General features: G+C 37.6%; 18 protein-coding genes. 6 read left to right on the top strand and 12 right to left on the bottom strand.

The annotated features are described in order from the left end of the window. Positions 1-9: 9 nt before the first annotated feature. The 8 genes from H9L23_RS27115 to rpmB all read right to left on the bottom strand — a co-directional run bounded on the left by H9L23_RS27115 (position 10) and on the right by rpmB (position 2,835). Positions 10-225: a GxxExxY protein gene (locus H9L23_RS27115; protein ID WP_394355261.1), complete on the bottom strand. Its 216-nt coding sequence runs from the start codon at positions 223-225 to the stop codon at positions 10-12. 2 nt (positions 226-227) lie between these two features. Then, entirely contained in the window at positions 228-311 is an 84-nt protein-coding gene (locus H9L23_RS27110) for a GxxExxY protein (RefSeq protein ID WP_394355260.1), read from the bottom strand. A gap of 83 nt (positions 312-394) precedes the next feature. Then, positions 395-1,357 (bottom strand): signal recognition particle-docking protein FtsY, encoded by a 963-nt coding sequence (gene ftsY, locus H9L23_RS17670; protein ID WP_187591622.1) that lies wholly within the window; start codon positions 1,355-1,357, stop codon positions 395-397. Continuing rightward, entirely contained in the window at positions 1,357-1,773 is a 417-nt protein-coding gene (locus tag H9L23_RS17665) for a type II toxin-antitoxin system VapC family toxin (protein WP_187591621.1), read from the bottom strand. Before H9L23_RS17665 ends, ftsY begins: the two co-directional genes overlap by 1 nt. After that, entirely contained in the window at positions 1,774-2,001 is a 228-nt protein-coding gene (locus H9L23_RS17660; protein WP_187591620.1) for a hypothetical protein, read from the bottom strand. It abuts the gene before it with no gap. Positions 2,002-2,121: 120 nt separating this feature from the next. Next, positions 2,122-2,277: a DUF4295 domain-containing protein gene (locus H9L23_RS17655; protein WP_010599808.1), complete on the bottom strand. Its 156-nt coding sequence runs from the start codon at positions 2,275-2,277 to the stop codon at positions 2,122-2,124. A 97-nt stretch (positions 2,278-2,374) separates the two neighbouring features. After that, on the bottom strand, positions 2,375-2,557 hold the full coding sequence (gene rpmG / locus H9L23_RS17650) for a 50S ribosomal protein L33 (protein WP_010599807.1): 183 nt from the start codon (positions 2,555-2,557) through the stop codon (positions 2,375-2,377). A 44-nt stretch (positions 2,558-2,601) separates the two neighbouring features. After that, on the bottom strand, positions 2,602-2,835 hold the full coding sequence (gene rpmB / locus H9L23_RS17645; protein ID WP_025145121.1) for a 50S ribosomal protein L28: 234 nt from the start codon (positions 2,833-2,835) through the stop codon (positions 2,602-2,604). A 293-nt stretch (positions 2,836-3,128) separates the two neighbouring features. Between rpmB and acs the strand changes: the two genes are divergently transcribed. Then, complete coding sequence (gene acs / locus H9L23_RS17640; protein WP_187591619.1) at positions 3,129-5,024, top strand: acetate--CoA ligase; 1,896 nt, start codon at positions 3,129-3,131, stop codon at positions 5,022-5,024. Between the two features lie 70 nt (positions 5,025-5,094). Here acs and H9L23_RS17635 read toward each other — a convergent pair whose 3' ends face one another. From H9L23_RS17635 to H9L23_RS17620, 3 genes are all read right to left on the bottom strand, one after another. Next, positions 5,095-5,799 carry a RagB/SusD family nutrient uptake outer membrane protein gene (locus H9L23_RS17635; protein ID WP_187591618.1) on the bottom strand — a complete coding sequence of 235 codons (705 nt, stop codon included), beginning with the start codon at positions 5,797-5,799 and terminating at the stop codon, positions 5,095-5,097. Positions 5,800-5,933: 134 nt separating this feature from the next. After that, positions 5,934-6,461: a RagB/SusD family nutrient uptake outer membrane protein gene (locus tag H9L23_RS17625; protein WP_187591617.1), complete on the bottom strand. Its 528-nt coding sequence runs from the start codon at positions 6,459-6,461 to the stop codon at positions 5,934-5,936. Positions 6,462-6,473: 12 nt separating this feature from the next. Continuing rightward, positions 6,474-9,482, bottom strand: a complete 3,009-nt coding sequence (locus tag H9L23_RS17620) for a SusC/RagA family TonB-linked outer membrane protein (protein WP_187591616.1) — start codon at positions 9,480-9,482, stop codon at positions 6,474-6,476. A gap of 199 nt (positions 9,483-9,681) precedes the next feature. On the opposite strand from H9L23_RS17620, the gene H9L23_RS17615 reads away from it, so the two are divergent. Next, entirely contained in the window at positions 9,682-9,867 is a 186-nt protein-coding gene (locus tag H9L23_RS17615; protein WP_025145117.1) for a CsbD family protein, read from the top strand. 63 nt (positions 9,868-9,930) lie between these two features. Next, positions 9,931-10,980, top strand: a complete 1,050-nt coding sequence (locus tag H9L23_RS17610) for a glycoside hydrolase family 130 protein (protein ID WP_187591615.1) — start codon at positions 9,931-9,933, stop codon at positions 10,978-10,980. A 383-nt stretch (positions 10,981-11,363) separates the two neighbouring features. On the opposite strand, the gene H9L23_RS17605 is transcribed toward H9L23_RS17610, so the two are convergent. Continuing rightward, positions 11,364-14,297: a M16 family metallopeptidase gene (locus H9L23_RS17605; RefSeq protein ID WP_187591614.1), complete on the bottom strand. Its 2,934-nt coding sequence runs from the start codon at positions 14,295-14,297 to the stop codon at positions 11,364-11,366. A gap of 223 nt (positions 14,298-14,520) precedes the next feature. Between H9L23_RS17605 and surE the strand changes: the two genes are divergently transcribed. The 3 genes from surE (at position 14,521) to lpxB (ending at position 16,913) form a co-directional block, all read left to right on the top strand. Next, the gene (gene surE / locus H9L23_RS17600; protein WP_187591613.1) at positions 14,521-15,366 is read left to right on the top strand and encodes a 5'/3'-nucleotidase SurE; all 846 of its coding nucleotides are present in this window, start codon (positions 14,521-14,523) and stop codon (positions 15,364-15,366) included. Between the two features lie 12 nt (positions 15,367-15,378). Beyond that, a complete protein-coding gene (locus H9L23_RS17595) occupies positions 15,379-15,651 on the top strand; it encodes a stationary phase survival protein SurE (RefSeq protein ID WP_187591612.1) in 273 nt (90 codons plus the stop codon). 155 nt (positions 15,652-15,806) lie between these two features. Then, on the top strand, positions 15,807-16,913 hold the full coding sequence (lpxB, locus tag H9L23_RS17590; protein ID WP_187591611.1) for a lipid-A-disaccharide synthase: 1,107 nt from the start codon (positions 15,807-15,809) through the stop codon (positions 16,911-16,913). The last annotated feature ends 47 nt before the right edge of the window (positions 16,914-16,960 follow it).

Raw genomic sequence — 16,960 nt, 5'->3', positions numbered from 1 at the left:
TTTGTTTTGCTACACTGATAACCGTTTTACCTCACAGCTTGTGTTGCCAAAGTTAATCAATAATCCGGTTTTAATTTTGCTTGCTTTTAAGTATGATATAAGTTGACTTTGAAATAACTTAGGCTGATGTCCTGTTAGTGATTTTAATTCTACAATTACTTTCTCAAATACAACACTGAAATCTTTTTCACCGGTGTAATTTAAACCTGCTTGCTGAAGTTTGATTTTTAGCCCATTCCATATATTTTCTCCGGAAACCCTGGCCCTAACGGATTATGAACTTCATAACAACAGCCTATAATGGTTTGCATTAAAGGGTCTTTTTCATATTCGATCATACATAAATTTATATATAATCTTTGAAATCCTAATCGGTGTATTCAACCACAAAGTGCTACTTAAACAAACTATTCACAAACTCTTTTTTATCAAAAAGCTGCAAATCGCCAATTTTTTCTCCAACACCGATGTATTTAACCGGGATTCTGAACTGATCTGAAATTCCGATGACCACACCACCTTTAGCGGTTCCATCTAATTTGGTAATGGCCAATGCATTTACATCTGTTGCTTCGGTAAACTGTTTGCACTGCTCAAAAGCATTTTGACCGGTTGAAGCATCCAATACCAGTAAAATTTCGTGCGGAGCGCCAGGAACAACCTTTTGCATTACCTGTTTAATTTTACCCAGCTCGTTCATTAAGCCAACTTTATTATGCAAACGTCCGGCTGTATCGATAATGACTACATCTTCACCACTGGCAACTGCCGATTGCAGGGTATCAAAAGCAACAGAAGCAGGATCGGAACCCATAGCTTGTGCCACAACCCTTACGCCAACGCGTTCGCCCCAAAGTTTAATCTGATCTACAGCTGCAGCCCTAAATGTATCTGCGGCACCGAGAACAACCTTGAGTCCTGATTCTTTAAGTTTATGTGCCAGTTTTCCGATGGTAGTGGTTTTACCCACACCATTTACGCCAACTACCATAATTACATAAGGTTTATGGTCGCCATATTCGAACTGACGGAAATCGTTACTGTTATTTTCTGATAACAGCAGTTGAATCTCATCACGGAGAATAAAGTTGAGCTCAGAGGTATTAAGATATTTATCCTTGGCCACGCGCTCTTCAATGCGTTTGATGATTTTTAAGGTGGTACTTACACCCACATCAGAAGTTACCAAAACTTCTTCGAGGTTATCCAGTACTTCATCATCAACAGAGGATTTTCCTGCTACGGCCTTGGTGATTTTATTGAAGAAACCATCTTTGGTTTTCTCCAAACCTTTATCCAATGCTTCCTGAGCTTCAGGCGCAGTTTCTTTCTTTTTGAAAAAATCGAATAAACCCATTAGTTATTAATTATGTTTTTTAAGAAATCGGTAGGTGTTTGTGCAGGTATTTTGCCACCTGCGAAATCTTTTGTATTTCTAGTTACGATAAGATCAATCTGATTTAGCTCTGCAGCAGCATTTTGTACAGCATCTTCGAAATCTGAAAAATTGGAATGGATTGCGAAGATGATCGTATCTTTATTAATGCCAAGAATATTGATCGTACTTATAAGTGTAGTAAGAATATCTATTGTTTTAGTGTGGCCTATATTTTTTTTACAGATGTAATATATGTCGGTGAAAGTTGAAGCTAAAATGAATCCATTTATATTTATGTCATCAACCTTGTTCAGCGCCTCGAAAGAATCATCAAAAAAAGGATGTCTTTTAAGACTAATATCTATAAAAATATTGGTGTCAAATAGAATATTCATTTACTTATGCTTATCCATAAGATAGTCGTATTTAGCTTTATCTGGATCTACTCCTTCTAATATTCCCGAAAATTTGTCAAGAAATTCTTTCATCTTATTTTTGGGAACATTTTGAATCACTTCATCCAAAATAATTACTTCAACTTCTTTATTTTTTATATCAAATCCGTCAGGAACAACAATAGTTCCATTTTCAGAAACTTTAGCCTTAAACTTATACGCTTCCATGGTTACGCTTTTTTCAAAGATAATCAATTATTTCCTAACGTAAATTTCATTAACAAAAAAAGCCCTTCCGGTTAAAACGGAACGGCCTTTAATATCTTTTAATATTAAAAAATATTAACCTTATTTAGATGCGATAGCATCTTTTACGTGGTCGTTGTGTACGATAAGTTCTTTGAATGAGTAAGCACCAGTTTTTGGTGATTTTACCATTGTAATTACTTTCGAATATTCTTTACCTGTACCTGTTTTAAGGGTTGCAACTACTTTCTTTGCCATGTTCTTATAATTTTAATTATTAGATTTGAGATATCAGACATTAGATTTGAGACTTGCAAATGCTTTAGTCTTTAAGCTTTGGTCTTTTATTCTTAACCTATTTAATTTCTTTATGTACGGTTACTTTTCTCAATACTGGATTGAATTTTTTCAATTCTAATCTCTCAGTAGTGTTTTTACGGTTTTTGGTAGAAATATATCTAGACATACCTGGCATGCCACTTTCTTTATGTTCAGTACATTCTAAAATAACCTGAACTCTGTTACCTTTTTTTGCCATTTTATTATAAATTGAAAACTGTTAATCTCAACAGTTAATGTTTTTTACAAAAATCCTTTTTTTACGAAACGGTTAATTGCTTCGCTAATGCCCACTTTATTGATGGTTTTGATCGCTGAAGTAGAAACTTTCAACGTAATCCAACGGTTTTCTTCAGGAATATAAAATTTCTGAAGTTGTAGGTTTGGGTAAAATTTGCGTTTGGTTTTAACGTTTGAGTGAGAAACGTTGTTACCTACCATTGCTTTTTTTCCTGTTAAATCACAAACTCTTGACATGACTTGTAAATATAGTTGTTAATATCGTCCGCTTAATTTTTTTAAGAGTGTGCAAATATCTGAATAATAATTGTAAAAGACAATAGCCTAACTAATTATTTTTATAATAAATATCTACAGGCGGCAAATGTTTATGCAATGGATATTAATGCTGATTATTAAAATCTTTGTATATTAAAAAATAATTATCTCTTGTCAAACGTTTGATATCTATTTTGATACGATTTGACTATTTCTCCTTATTATTATTTCTTTAAATTAGCCGCAACTAATCCAAAATATAAAACAGAGCAATGCAAATTACATCTTTTAAGCAGTACGAAGAAGATTATAAAAAAAGCGTAGAAAACCCGGAACAGTTTTGGGGTGAAGTAGCACAGAATTTTCAATGGCGTAAACCCTGGTTTAAGGTTTTATCGTGGAATTTTAATGAGCCCAATATTAAATGGTTTGAAGGCGCTAAACTTAATATTACCGAAAACTGTTTAGACCGTCATCTTGCAACCAACGGCGATAAACCGGCCATCATCTGGGAACCCAATAATCCTGAGGAAGAAAGTGTTACCTATACTTATAAAATGTTGCACGAACGCGTTTGCCGTTTCGCCAATGTGTTAAAACGCAACGGTGCTAAAAAAGGCGACCGTATCTGTATTTATATGCCAATGGTGCCCGAATTGGCCATTGCGGTTTTAGCCTGTGCGCGCATTGGTGCCGTTCACTCTGTTATTTTTGGTGGGTTTTCTGCAAAATCAATAGCCGACCGCATTAACGATTCGCAATGTAAAGTGGTGATTACCGCTGATGGTTCTTACCGTGGCAACAAACAGATTCCTTTAAAAGATGTAATTGATGATGCATTGATCGGCTGCCCGACGGTAGAGAAATGTATTGTATTAACACACATCCGTACGCCTGTTTCGATGCTGAAAGGCAGGGATGTTTGGTGGGAGGATGAAGTTAAACACGTAAACGATATCTGCGAAGCAGAAGAAATGGATGCAGAAGATATGCTGTTTATCCTTTACACCTCCGGCTCTACCGGCAAACCAAAAGGTGTGGTGCATACCTGCGGCGGTTACATGGTTTATGCGGGTTATACTTTTTCGAATGTATTTAATTACCAGCCGGGAGAAGTTTATTTCTGTACGGCAGATATCGGCTGGATTACCGGTCACTCTTATATCGTTTACGGACCACTTTCGCAGGGGGCAACCTCTGTGCTTTTCGAAGGCATCCCCACTTACCCATCACCATCGCGTTTTTGGGATATTGTAGAAAAACATAAAGTAAATACTTTATATACTGCGCCAACGGCGATCCGCTCATTAATGAGTTATGGCGAAGAGCCATTAAACGGAAAAGATCTAAGCACTATCCGCGTTTTAGGCTCGGTAGGGGAGCCGATTAACGAAGAGGCCTGGCATTGGTTCGATGAGAAAATCGGGCATGGCAAAGCACCTATTGTTGATACCTGGTGGCAAACCGAAACAGGAGGCATCATGATTTCACCAATCGCTACGGTAACGCAAACCAAACCTAGTTTTGCTACGCTGCCTTTACCGGGCATCCAGCCTATTTTGGTGGATGAAAACGGCAAAGAGATTGAAGGGAACGGGGTAATGGGAAATCTTTGTATTAAATTCCCATGGCCGGGCATGTTGCGTACCACCTACGGCGACCATGAGCGTTGCAAGCAAACGTATTTTTCTACTTATGAGAACTTATACTTTACGGGCGACGGCTGTTTACGCGATGAAGATGGTTATTATAGAATTACTGGTCGTGTGGATGATGTGTTAAACGTTTCAGGACACCGGATTGGTACGGCTGAGGTAGAAAATGCAATTAATATGCATGCTGGTGTGGTAGAAAGTGCTGTAGTGGGTTATCCACATGATGTAAAAGGGCAGGGAATTTATGCTTTCGTTATTTACCCTGAGATGCATGGCGAAGCAGAATTATCAAAAAAAGATATTTTGCAAACGGTTACTAGGGTAATTGGCGCCATTGCCAAACCTGATAAAATATTATTTGTTTCTGGCCTGCCAAAAACACGCTCTGGTAAAATTATGCGTCGGATTTTACGCAAGATTGCTGAAGGCGATACTGCCAATTTAGGTGATACTTCTACTTTGCTTGATCCTGGCGTGGTAGAAGAAATTATCGAAGCTGCGAAGAAGCTTTAGCATAAATATATTTAATGAGAAAGCCTCCTGATGTAAATCAGGAGGCTTTATTGTTTATAGGCAATTATGACTAGTAACCTGGATTTTGCTTTAAGGCTTTATTCACATTTATTTCACGATCTGGAATTGGGAAAACCAATTTAGGATCGTCATAAGCAAAGCTTCCTATAGAACGTTTGGTACGTTTATAATCATGAAGCCTAAAACCTTCATAGTCTAATTCCTTTTCGCGTTCGTTCAAGATAATTGCCAGTGTTGGAACAACATTTCCTAATCCAGCCCTTGTTCTTAAAGTATTGATATCGCTCGCAGGGGTAGCACCAATGCTTGTCCCTAATCTAAAATTACATTCTGCACGAATCAGATATTGTTCTGTAACCCTGCAAACTGGTATATTATCATAAAAGCTATACCATTTTTTAGTAAAAAAGCCTGTCCTCGCACCATTACCTTCATAAATCATTTCGGTCTGTCTTTTATCGCCGGTTTCAAAAGAGTTGTAAAATGTGGTATTTACCAACGCATCAGCCCTGCCTACATCTCCACCAGTAGCATTTTGATAGCTGGCATAAAAGGTCGCCAGCCCATCGTTTGAAGTACCTGCATTGCTTTGTTCGTTCTGTTTGATTTCAAAAATACCTTCACTTGAATTTTTTGTTCTGAACGGTGCTTCAAGAGAATTGGTAATTAAGTGGTATGGGCTGTTGGTTATAATATCATTGGCCATATCTCTTGCTAAAGCATATTTACCTTCCTGAAGATAAACCCTTGCCAAAAAAGCTTTTGCAGAATATTGATCATCTACTGAAGCCAGTTTTGTAATGGCCGATTTTAAATCATTTTCTACGGCTGTATATACTTCCGCAACAGTATTTCGTGCAACCGAGTTGTTTACATCATTTATGGTTTTTACCGCTTTTGTGATAATTGGAACCCCATATTTGTATTAGAACCAGCGGCATCAAAAGGTAAAGCGTATAATCTTACCAGTTCAAAATGCATAATCCCCCGTATAAATAAAGCTTTGCCTTCTATTATACTTTTGGTATCAGCATTACTTACCACATTTAATGCAGAAAGTACAATATTTGCGGTATTAATTGCGCTATAGGCAGTTACCCATGTTCTGGTCACGTCACCATTATTCGATATAATGGATTTGTCTGCGATGTCTCCATAAGTCGAAAAAGTGCCTCGCCAGGTTAAGTAATTATTGTTGGCATAAAGATCTGGTAAAAAGACAAGGTTAGTTCCATACAAATCGCCGGTAGCCAAAAATGTGTAGGCTCCTGTTAGTGCATTTTGAACATCTGCTGTTGTATTTAATGCCACGTTGGCATCTATATTTTGTTTAGGGTCTATTTCTAGTTGTTTTTTGCAGCCGGATAGGCTTAAAACAAGAAAAAATGCAGCTATTATATTTTTATAATTTTTCATATGCTAATGTTTTTATAAGCCAATATTTACACCGAAAGTGATAGTTCTTGCTTGTGGTGGAGTATAGAAATCATGTCCTAGCTGAATATTGTCAGACTGGAGAGATCCGCCACTAGGCGTATTCACTTCAGGATCGTAACCTTTATAACCTGTTATGGTAAATAAATTCAGGGCTGAAGCAAAGATTTTTACATTTTGCAATTTGTATTTGTTGATAAACGTTTTGGGTATATTGTAGCTAAGAACTACACTTTTAATCCTAAGATAAGAGCCATCTTTTATCCATCTGGATGATGGGCCTGTGCCATTTCCTTCACCAAATCTTGGTTGTGGAATAGTTGTAATCGTATTTGTAGGCGTCCAGTAATTTAACTGATCAATGGTTTGATTGTCAAAATAATCTCCATTGGCCGATTGGAAAACACCTGCCATATTATAAATATCATTACCAGAAACAAATTGTGCCTGAACATCAAGGTCGAAGTTTTTAAAAGAGAAGTGGTTGCCGAACCCACCAAAGAATTTAGGATTAGGATCGCCCAATTTTTGGTTTTGCGCAAGGGAATAATCATTAGTTGTTGCTGTTCTTGACGCATCAACATAATAAATTGCATCACCGTTAGCAGGATCTACGCCAGCATAAGCTTTTCCGTAAAAGTAACCCAATGGTTCTCCAACAGCAATTCTGCCTAAAAACCTTCCTCCCGGATAAATAGGCTGGTCCTCAACCAATCTCAATACTTTATTCCGGTTAAAAGAGATGTTAAAAGAGGTAGACCATTTAAACTCCCCTACAAAATTTCTGGTGTTTAATGAAAATTCAAATCCCCGGTTTTGCATATCGCCAATATTCTTTGTAATGGATGAAAAACCATTTGTAGCAGCAATTGGTGCATTTAACAATAAATCGGTTGTTTTCTTTTTATAATATTCAACAGTACCGGAAATGCGATCAGAGAATAGGCCAAAATCTAATCCAATGTTGTAATTTGTGGTATTTTCCCAGCTTAAATTAGGGTCTCCCAGCTGGCTAGGGCGTGTACCTCCAACTCCGGCATAGTTAACACCACGGTATAAATTCCTTGAGGCAAAATCACCGATTTCGGCATTACCGGTTAAACCGTAACTGCCCCTAAGTTTTATGAGGCTTACCCATTCGCTTGATTTTAAAAATTCTTCCTGGTTAATGATCCAGCCTGCAGAAACCGCAGGAAAAGTTCCATATCTGTTGTTTACACCAAACCTTGATGAACCATCTGTTCTGATCGAGGCACTTAACAGGTATTTATCTTCATATTTATAATTTACCCTGGCTAAATAAGAAACAAAAGTATGTCTCGTTTCTGAAGACTCGCCGGCAGAAATTACAGCTGCACTTGCAATCTTGGTAAAACTGTCTGATGGTAAAGTAGTTCCTGTTACCGATGAGTACCTGAATTTTGTATCCTGAAAAGCAAAACCCGCTAATACATTCAGGTTATGCTTCTCGTTAAAAGTTTTGGTATAGTTAAAGGTATTGTTTGTATTGAAATTGATGGATTTTGCCATGTAATCAGAAGAATAGCCTCCTGTACTACCACCATCCTGTGTTTTTGAGCCTAAAAACTGCTCCTCTTCCAAATTGTTGAAATCAAAGCCATACTCACTTCTAAAAACCAGATCGGGTGTGATTTTTAAACTTGCATAAGCATTGGCAAAAGTTCTGTACGTAGTTGAGAGGTTTTTACCGTTATCATAATCGATTAAACTATTATAGTAAACAGTAGAACTATTTAATTCACCTGAAGCATCTCGTACAGGTTGTATTGGAGGTAAAGCATTTAATTGTAAGGGATTGGAAAACGCATTATCTGTAGGGATGCGGTAGTTATCTACCTTTGAAACATTAATTGCACCGCCAACTTCTAAAATTTTAGAAACAGTGTGGTCTAAACTTAATCGGCCTCCGGTACGTACATAACGATTGTTAATAATAATTCCATCGTTATTATTATAGTTTCCTGATAGCATGAATCTGGTTTTTGCGTCACCACCATTAATGTTTAAACTATACTGTTGCGTATGCCCTCTTCTAAAAGCTTCGTTCACCCAGCTGGTATTATTGTTGCTGGTCCAGTCATCAGTACCTGTATAATCTTTCCACATTTCAGCAGCATTTGCATAATCACCATCATCGTAATTATTGTATTTGAAAGACGCATCTAGTAGTTGGCGATATTGGTCGGCATTTAAAAATTCTCCTTTTTTAGTTGGATCGCTAAATCCTGCATAATAGCCAAAATCGATATTGGTTCTTCCCTGCTTACCCTTTTTTGTGGTAATCAATACAACTCCGTTCGAACCTCTGGCACCATAAATTGCTGCTGAGGCAGCGTCTTTTAGCACCTCCATCGATTCGATATCATCAGGACTTATTGCTGCCAGCGGATTGTCAGCCTCGGTATAAGTACCAAGTGCTTCGCTTACAATAGGAACTCCATCAATTACAAATAAAGGTTGGTTACTGGCCGAAATAGAAGAAATACCTCTAACCCTGATCTGAAGTGCCTGACCCAATTTACCACTGCTGGAATTGATGAAAACACCAGGAGCCTTGCCTTGTAAAGCACTTTCGATGGTTGGTAAAGGTTTATCTTTGATGTCTTCTGAGGTAACCCGTGCGATCGATCCCGTCACATCTCGTTTGTTCTGCGTACCATAACCCACCACAACCACATCAGATAGGGTATTGTTTTCCTCATCAAGACTTACATTAACGGTTTGCCCGGTAATGGGAACTTCTCTGGATTTGTAACCGATAAAGCTAAAAACAAGTGTTTTAGCATCATCTGGTACGGTTAGTTTAAAAGCTCCGGTTGCGTCGCTCTGCGTACCGGTAGATGGCGAGCCTTTTACAAATACGCTAACGCCCGGAATTGGTCCGGAGGCCGACGTCACCTTCCCGGTAATTACTTTGCTCTGCGCGAAAGCAAATGAAATTAAACCGAGAGACAAAATCATACTTAAGAGTAGTTTTTTCATCAAATTGTTCGTTTAGTTAGTAATGTTTAATTATGAGTAGGAATGATACTCTTAATATAATTAAAAATACACATAAAACCTTATGGAATAAGGCAAAATAAGGTAGTTGTTTGGGTTAAGACGCAAAAAACGAAACAAAAAGTGGTTAAAATCGTTAATTAATTAGAAAAATACATTATTCACAACAAAAAACACAAGCATGGATAAGTTAGAATTAAAAGGAAAGTGGAATGAAATAAAAGGAAAGGTTAAACAAGCTTATGCTGATTTAACAGACGATGATTTAAAACACGAAGAAGGGCAGGATGATGAATTATTGGGAAAACTTCAACAAAAAACAGGAAAAGGAAGGGAAGAACTTGTAAAATGGATCAACTCATTATAATATCAACTCTATAGGAAAAACTGGCGGTCAATTGGTCGCCTGTTTTGCTTAAAAACATTTTTTATGTCAGATATTGCCAGAAGATTTCCAGAAAACCCAATTTTGTTCCCAAAAGATTTAAGTCCAGGTAGGGCAGGATTGGAAATCGTTTGTCTTTTAAATCCAGGCGTTTTTACCTTCGAGGGGAAAACATGGTTGCTTATCCGTGTTGCCGAAAGACCTGAACAAAAAGAGGGTATCATTTCTTTTCCGGTATTGAAAGAAAATGGGATTGAAATTATTGAGATAGAACAAAACCACCCTGAACTGGATGCTACTGATCCTAGGGTAATCAATTATAAAGGCGCTGATTATTTAACCACTTTATCTTATTTGAGACTGGTTTGCAGTGACGATGGCATACAATTTTATCAGCCAGAGGGATATCCTTTATTGCAAGGCGAAGGAGAGGATGAAGTTTTTGGGATTGAAGATTGTCGCGTTGCTTTAATTGGTGATACTTATTATTTAACTTTTACGGCAGTTTCGGAACATGGGGTTGGTGTAGGTATGCGGACCACAAAGAACTGGAAAAATTTCGAAAAGCATGGAATGATCATTCCACCTCATAATAAAGATTGCGCCATATTTGAAGAACGCATAAACGGTAAATTTTATGCTTTACACCGTCCTAGTAGTGTGGCTTTAGGAGGCAACTATATCTGGCTGGCCGAATCTCCGGATGGCATCCATTGGGGCAAAAACAAATGCATCGTCAAAACCAGGCCAAACTTGTGGGATAGCGCACGTGTTGGTGCTGGCGCCGCACCCATTAAAACAGAAGTCGGCTGGCTCGAAATTTACCACGGCGCAAATGAAAAACATCAATATTGTTTAGGCGCATTTTTAATGGATTTAAATGACCCGTCAAAAGTATTGGCCAGAACGGAAGAGCCGATCATGGTGCCCAAAGAAGATTATGAACTGAATGGTTTCTTTGGTGAAGTTGTATTTACCAACGGGCATATAATTGATGGTGATGATTTAACCATTTATTATGGAGCAGCCGACGAATTTGTTTGCGGAGCTAAATTTTCGGTTAAGGAAATTTTGGAAGAATTGGTCTATTTCTAATTACCACCAAGCCGCTAAGACACGAAGTTTATTTTTGCATCATGCTAACCGATAAACTAATGACAAGTAAACTAGTGAACTGAAGTCAGTTATCAATTTTCAGTTGGCAGTTTTCAATAAACCAATGAGCTTTTCTGCACCATGCTAACCAATAAACTAATGACAAGTGAACCAGTGAACTAAAGTCAGTTATCAATTTTCAGTTGGCAGTTTTCAATAAACCAATGAGCTTTTCTGCACTATGCTAACCAATAAACTATTGACAAGTGAACCAATGAACTAAATAAAAAAAGCGATCCCCATTTCTGAGAACCGCTTGTAAATTTAATTTTTAGACTTTGGGTTTTTACCTTCCGCCCTCTACCTCACTACCCTCAACCTTGTTAGTATCCAAAAATCTGCTCTAAGCTCAATTTAGTCACCGGACCAAATTTAGCTAAATCAGCCATGTTGATTTTCTTTTCTGAAGCAACGATACAATAGCTGTATGGTTTGCCGGAAAGGTTAGTTTGGTGAAACGATTTTACATCGTTAAAAGTTAATGGTTTTAGGTTGGCATACTCATCAATTCTTGAATCGTGATCAAAACCTAATTTTTTATCTGCTAAATAGGTATAAATGATACCATCTTTAGTAATACGGCTGGTTTCTATGCCATTTAAAGAATTGGTTTTTGATAAATCGAATGATTTGTCCGATTCAGGTAACGTAGTTAATAAGTCGTTCATTCCTGCAACCGCATCATTCATTTTATCAGCCTGTGTACCTACGTAAGCGATAATTGTATTTTCTTTTTCTTTACTGTTTGGAGAAGAATATACTGCAAATGTAGAGTAAGCCAGGGCTTTAGATTCGCGGATGGTTTGGAATACAACAGATCCCATACCGCCACCAAAATAGTTATTGAATAAAGCAATTTTAGCTGAATTGGCCGGATCGTACAGGCCGCCATTGCGTACCCAACGGATTTCTGCCTGAACCATGTCATAATCGGCAAAATAAACCTTGTTCGAATCGGTTTTGGTGTACACAAATTTCTTGATCGGCGCCGCATCGGTAAATTCTTTTGCCAATGGATGTGCTTTCACAATCTCAGCAGAAAATGCTGCTAAAGTTTTCGGACCGTAATAAGTAATGGTGTGTTTGTAGTTGGTAAGGTTATGCAAAATGTAGATCAGATCGGCTGATTTCATATTTTTGATCTCATCATTCGTTAATCCATAGTTGAACGGATTATCTTTTCCAAATTGTGCATAGCTCATTAAACCACCAAGAATTGACGATTTATTCAGTTTTGCGTTATCCCTCGATTTTAATAAACGGCCTTTTAAATCTTCCAGGGCTTTTTCGTTTGGTTTGCAATGTGCTAAAACATCTTCAAGTAGCGCCACAGCTTTTTCGAAATTCTCTTGTAAACCGCTGATCGATACCGTAGTCACGTCAGTGCCTACATTAACGTTGTAGTTACAGGCAATGTTATAAAAGGCTTTGCTGATATCTTCTGCAGAATACTTATCGGTACTTAAAAAAGCTAAATATTGAGCAGCATAAGGCAATAATTTATAATTGTAAGAACCCATATCAAAACGGTAACTCATGCGGAAAATTCCGTTTTCAGCGTTTTGGACAGCAATTACATCTGCAATGCCTGCTTTACCAAATTGAAGATCTTTTGTATAATCTAAAAATTTAGGAGCTATTGGTTTAACCGGTGCTGCGATAATTTCTTTTGTGAATGGAGAAACCTCGTTTACATTGGTTTTTACAGCGGTAATGGTTGGTTTTTCTACTTTTATAATGCTTTTGTCTTCGCCTTTATGTTTTAAGATGGAAACATAGTTGTTGATGAAGAATTTATTGGCAAAATCTACAATTTCTTTTTTGGTCACTTTACCCATCGCATCGGTTGATGCCAAAGTTTTATCCCATTCCGTACCACGATTTTGGATAAAAGCATTCATGGTAAAATCTGCACGTACGTCGTTGTTATCAAAGTTCTGTAATTCAGATAATTTAATATTTGCAACAGTTGCTTTAATCAAACTTTCATCAAATTCGCCTTTTTTAAGCAATTCTACCTGCTCTAATAATAATTTTTGAGCTTCCTCTAAACTCTGACCTGCTTTTGGCGAGCCCGATAAAATGAAGATACCATAATCTTTCATCGAGTTGTAACCGGCACCTGCCCTTAACATTTTTTGCTGTTTATTAATGTTGATGTCCATTAAACCAGCCTTACCGTTAGCTAAGATACTGCTGATTAAATCAAGCAATAAACTTTCGTGGGTGTTTTGTGCAAAACCCCTGTAAGCAACATATAAACTCTCAGCACTTGGGCCATAAATATCAACTTTTTGAACTTGTGTTAATGGTTTTTCAGGAGCAGGGTTGTATAACGATAATGGTTTAGACTTCATGTAAGCAAAATCCTTATCAATTTTTTTAATCAGGTCATCATAATTAATATCACCACTCATAATTACGGCCATATTGTTCGGCACATAATATTTATCGTAATATTTTCTGATTTCGATTAACGATGGGTTCTTTAAATGCTCAATTGTACCAATGGTGGTTTGTTGTCCGTAATTGTGCGTTGGGAACAAAGAGTACAACATTTTCTCGTACATTTTACGTCCGTCGTTATCCATGCCAATGTTTTTCTCTTCGTAAACCGCTTCTAACTCAGTATGGAAAATACGGAAAACAGGTGCACGGAAACGTTCTGCCTGTACAGCTAAAAACTTATCGATGGCGTTTGATGGAAGATCTTCTTCATACACCGTTTCCTCTACCGAAGTATGGGCGTTTGTGCTATTGCTTCCGATCGATTTCATCATTTTATCGTATTCGTTTGCAATCGAATAATTAGAAGCCTCGCCTGAGGTTTTATCGATTTCTTTATAAATCTCCTTACGTTTAACCGGATCGGTGGTTTTGTTATACGTTTCGTAAAGTGCCTCGATTTTATCCAGATAAGGTTTTTCTTTGGCGTAGTTTAACGTCCCAAATTTATCCGTTCCTTTAAATAAAAGGTGCTCTAAATAATGCGCTAAACCGGTATTGGTCCGCGGATCAGTATTACTGCCCGCCCTAACTGCCATTTTATAGGTGATGTTAGGCTCTTTGTTGTTTTGAGATAAAATTACCGTTAAGCCATTCTTTAGCGTATAAAAACGGGTTTTAGTCGGATCGTTGGTGACATACTTGTAGGCATAGCCACCCGAAGTTCCTGTTTTCCACTGATAGGTTGTTTGTGCTTGCGCCAAAGAACCTGTTATCAGAAAACAAGCCAAAGTAAATAATTTGAATTTCATTGCTTGGTTTTGGTTTTATGATCATGAGGACGTATTTGGTTTTGGATAAGTTGGCCAAATACAGCGTTCATTTTTAATAAGTTATTTATTCAAATATATATGCTTTCTGTTATGGAATGAAAATAATTTTAATTTCGGAACTAAAAAGGCAGGAATAAATGATTTTAGCATATAAATCGCGGTTTATTGTGCCTTGAATTTATAAATCTGTATTTTTACCGGCATGACAAAGCAGGGCACAAAACCAAATATTTTAGTTGTAAACGACGATGGGATTACAGCTACGGGTATCAAAAATTTAATGGAAGTAATGCAGGAGCTGGGAAATGTAGTGGTGGTGGCACCAGATAGTCCGCAGAGCGGAATGGGGCATGCCATAACCATTGGCAAACCGATCCGTTTTGATAAAGTTGACCTTTATGAAGGAGTAGAAATGTACAAATGCAGCGGAACTCCGGTTGATTGTGTTAAAATTGCCGTAAATAAGATTTTTAAAGGTAAAAAACCTGATTTATGCGTATCCGGAATCAACCATGGATTGAATAACTCAATTAATGTATTGTATTCTGGCACCATGTCGGCTGCGGTAGAAGGAGCTATTGAAAAAATTCCATCTATTGGTTTCTCTTTAGATGATTTTGCTGCCGATGCCGATTTCAGTCATACTAAAAAATATATTAAAAATATCTGTGAGCAGGTTTTGGCAAACGGTTTATCAGAAGGAACTTTATTAAATGTCAATTTTCCAAAAGGAAATAATTTAAAAGGGGTTAAAATCTGCCGTCAGGCCAATGCCAAGTGGATGGAAGAATTTGATGAGCGGACAGATCCTTACAAACGCCCATATTATTGGTTAACCGGTGTTTTCGAAAATTTTGATAAAGGAGAAGATACCGATGTTTGGGCTTTGGAGCACAATTATGTTTCTATTGTTCCCGTTCAGTTCGATTTAACCGCGCATCATGCCATCCAGGCTTTAAACAGCTGGGATTTTATTGGCAACAATGATGCAAAATCCGGAAATGCAGGTACGACAGTTTCGGCACCCGATGGCATTAATTTAGGTTAGGCAACTGCTATTATGATTGATAGGTTAAAAACATTAAATAATTCGGTATGGGTAGGTTTGGGCATTGGTTTGCTTATCCCTGCAATTTTTTGTTCCATTGCATGGTATATTATTCACCATGTGGCTTACCTTACCAAAGCAGATCTGTTGTACATCGGTGGGATTGCAATAAACGCCTACACCATGCAAACATTTTTTAAATACAATAAAGAAAATATCGGAAGGGGTATATTGGCTGCAACATTTTTATGCGCCTTTGTGTTCTTTGCATACAAAGTTTTTTAAAAAACGGGCGTCATTGCGAACTGAAGAAGAGGATGGTGAGCGGGCGTGAAGCAATCTTTCCTGAACGACGAAGGATTAAGGAATAAAATAACAGAAAAAAAAGATTGCTTCGTCATGCCTCCTCGCAATGACGATTTTTTATAATATAAAGAACTATGAAGTACTACCTCGTAGCCGGAGAAGCCTCAGGCGATTTACATGGCGCCAATTTGATGAAAGCCTTAAAAACAGAGGATAGCGAAGCTGTGTTCAGGTATTTCGGTGGCGATAAAATGCAGGCCGAAGGTGGTGAGCTGGTTAAACATTATGCCGATATGGCTTTTATGGGTTTTACCGAAGTGCTTTTAAATTTAAGGACCATTTTTAGAAACCTTAAAGCCTGCAAAGAAGACATTTTAAAATGGAAACCTGATGTATTGATTTTGATCGATTTTCCTGGGTTTAACCTGAAAATTGCCGAATTTGCTAAAGCCAACGGTATAAAAGTTTGTTATTATATTTCGCCCAAAGTTTGGGCCTGGAATCAAAAGCGGGTACTTAAAATAAAAAGAATTGTCGATCACATGTTCTGTATTCTACCTTTCGAGGTCGATTTTTACAAAGAATGGGGCATGAAGGTCGATTATGTGGGCAATCCACTTTTGGATGAAATTGCACAGTTTATACCAGATGTAAACTTTCGTGAAAACCATCAGCTGGGAGATGAAAAAATCATTGCCTTTTTGCCTGGAAGCCGTAAACAGGAAATAGAGCGTTTACTGCCGGTAATGTTAAGTATTACAGAAGAATATCCGGAATATACTTTTGCTATTGCTGCGGCACCTACCTTTAGTGAAGCCTATTACCACCAGTTTACCGGCGATAAAAAAGTCAAACTGCTGTTTAACAATACTTATAATTTATTGCATCATGCCCATGCGGCCATTGTAGCATCCGGAACAGCTACGCTCGAAACCGCCTTGTTTAAAGTACCACAGGTGGTGGTGTACAAAGGAGGTGCCATTTCGATAGCCATTGCGAGGATGTTGGTTAAAATTAAGTTCATCTCACTGGTTAACCTGATCGTGAACAAAAAGATTGTAACCGAGCTGATTCAGGAAGATTGTAATACCCAAAAAGTAAGCAAAGAACTTGAAATTATTTTGGGCGGCGTGGGTAGGAGCGTGATGTTAAAACATTATGACGAATTACAGTTATTAATGGGCAAACCAGGCGCTTCGGCAAAAACAGCCAAATTGATTGTCGAAAAATTAAAGAGTTAATATTATTGCGAATTCAGATACCTCCATAACCGATCGAAATCTTAACC

Source organism: Pedobacter roseus (assembly GCF_014395225.1).
Taxonomy (GTDB): domain Bacteria; phylum Bacteroidota; class Bacteroidia; order Sphingobacteriales; family Sphingobacteriaceae; genus Pedobacter; species Pedobacter roseus.
The sequence above is the reverse complement of the archived record's forward strand: the minus strand, read 5'-3'. Positions and strand labels throughout refer to the sequence as shown.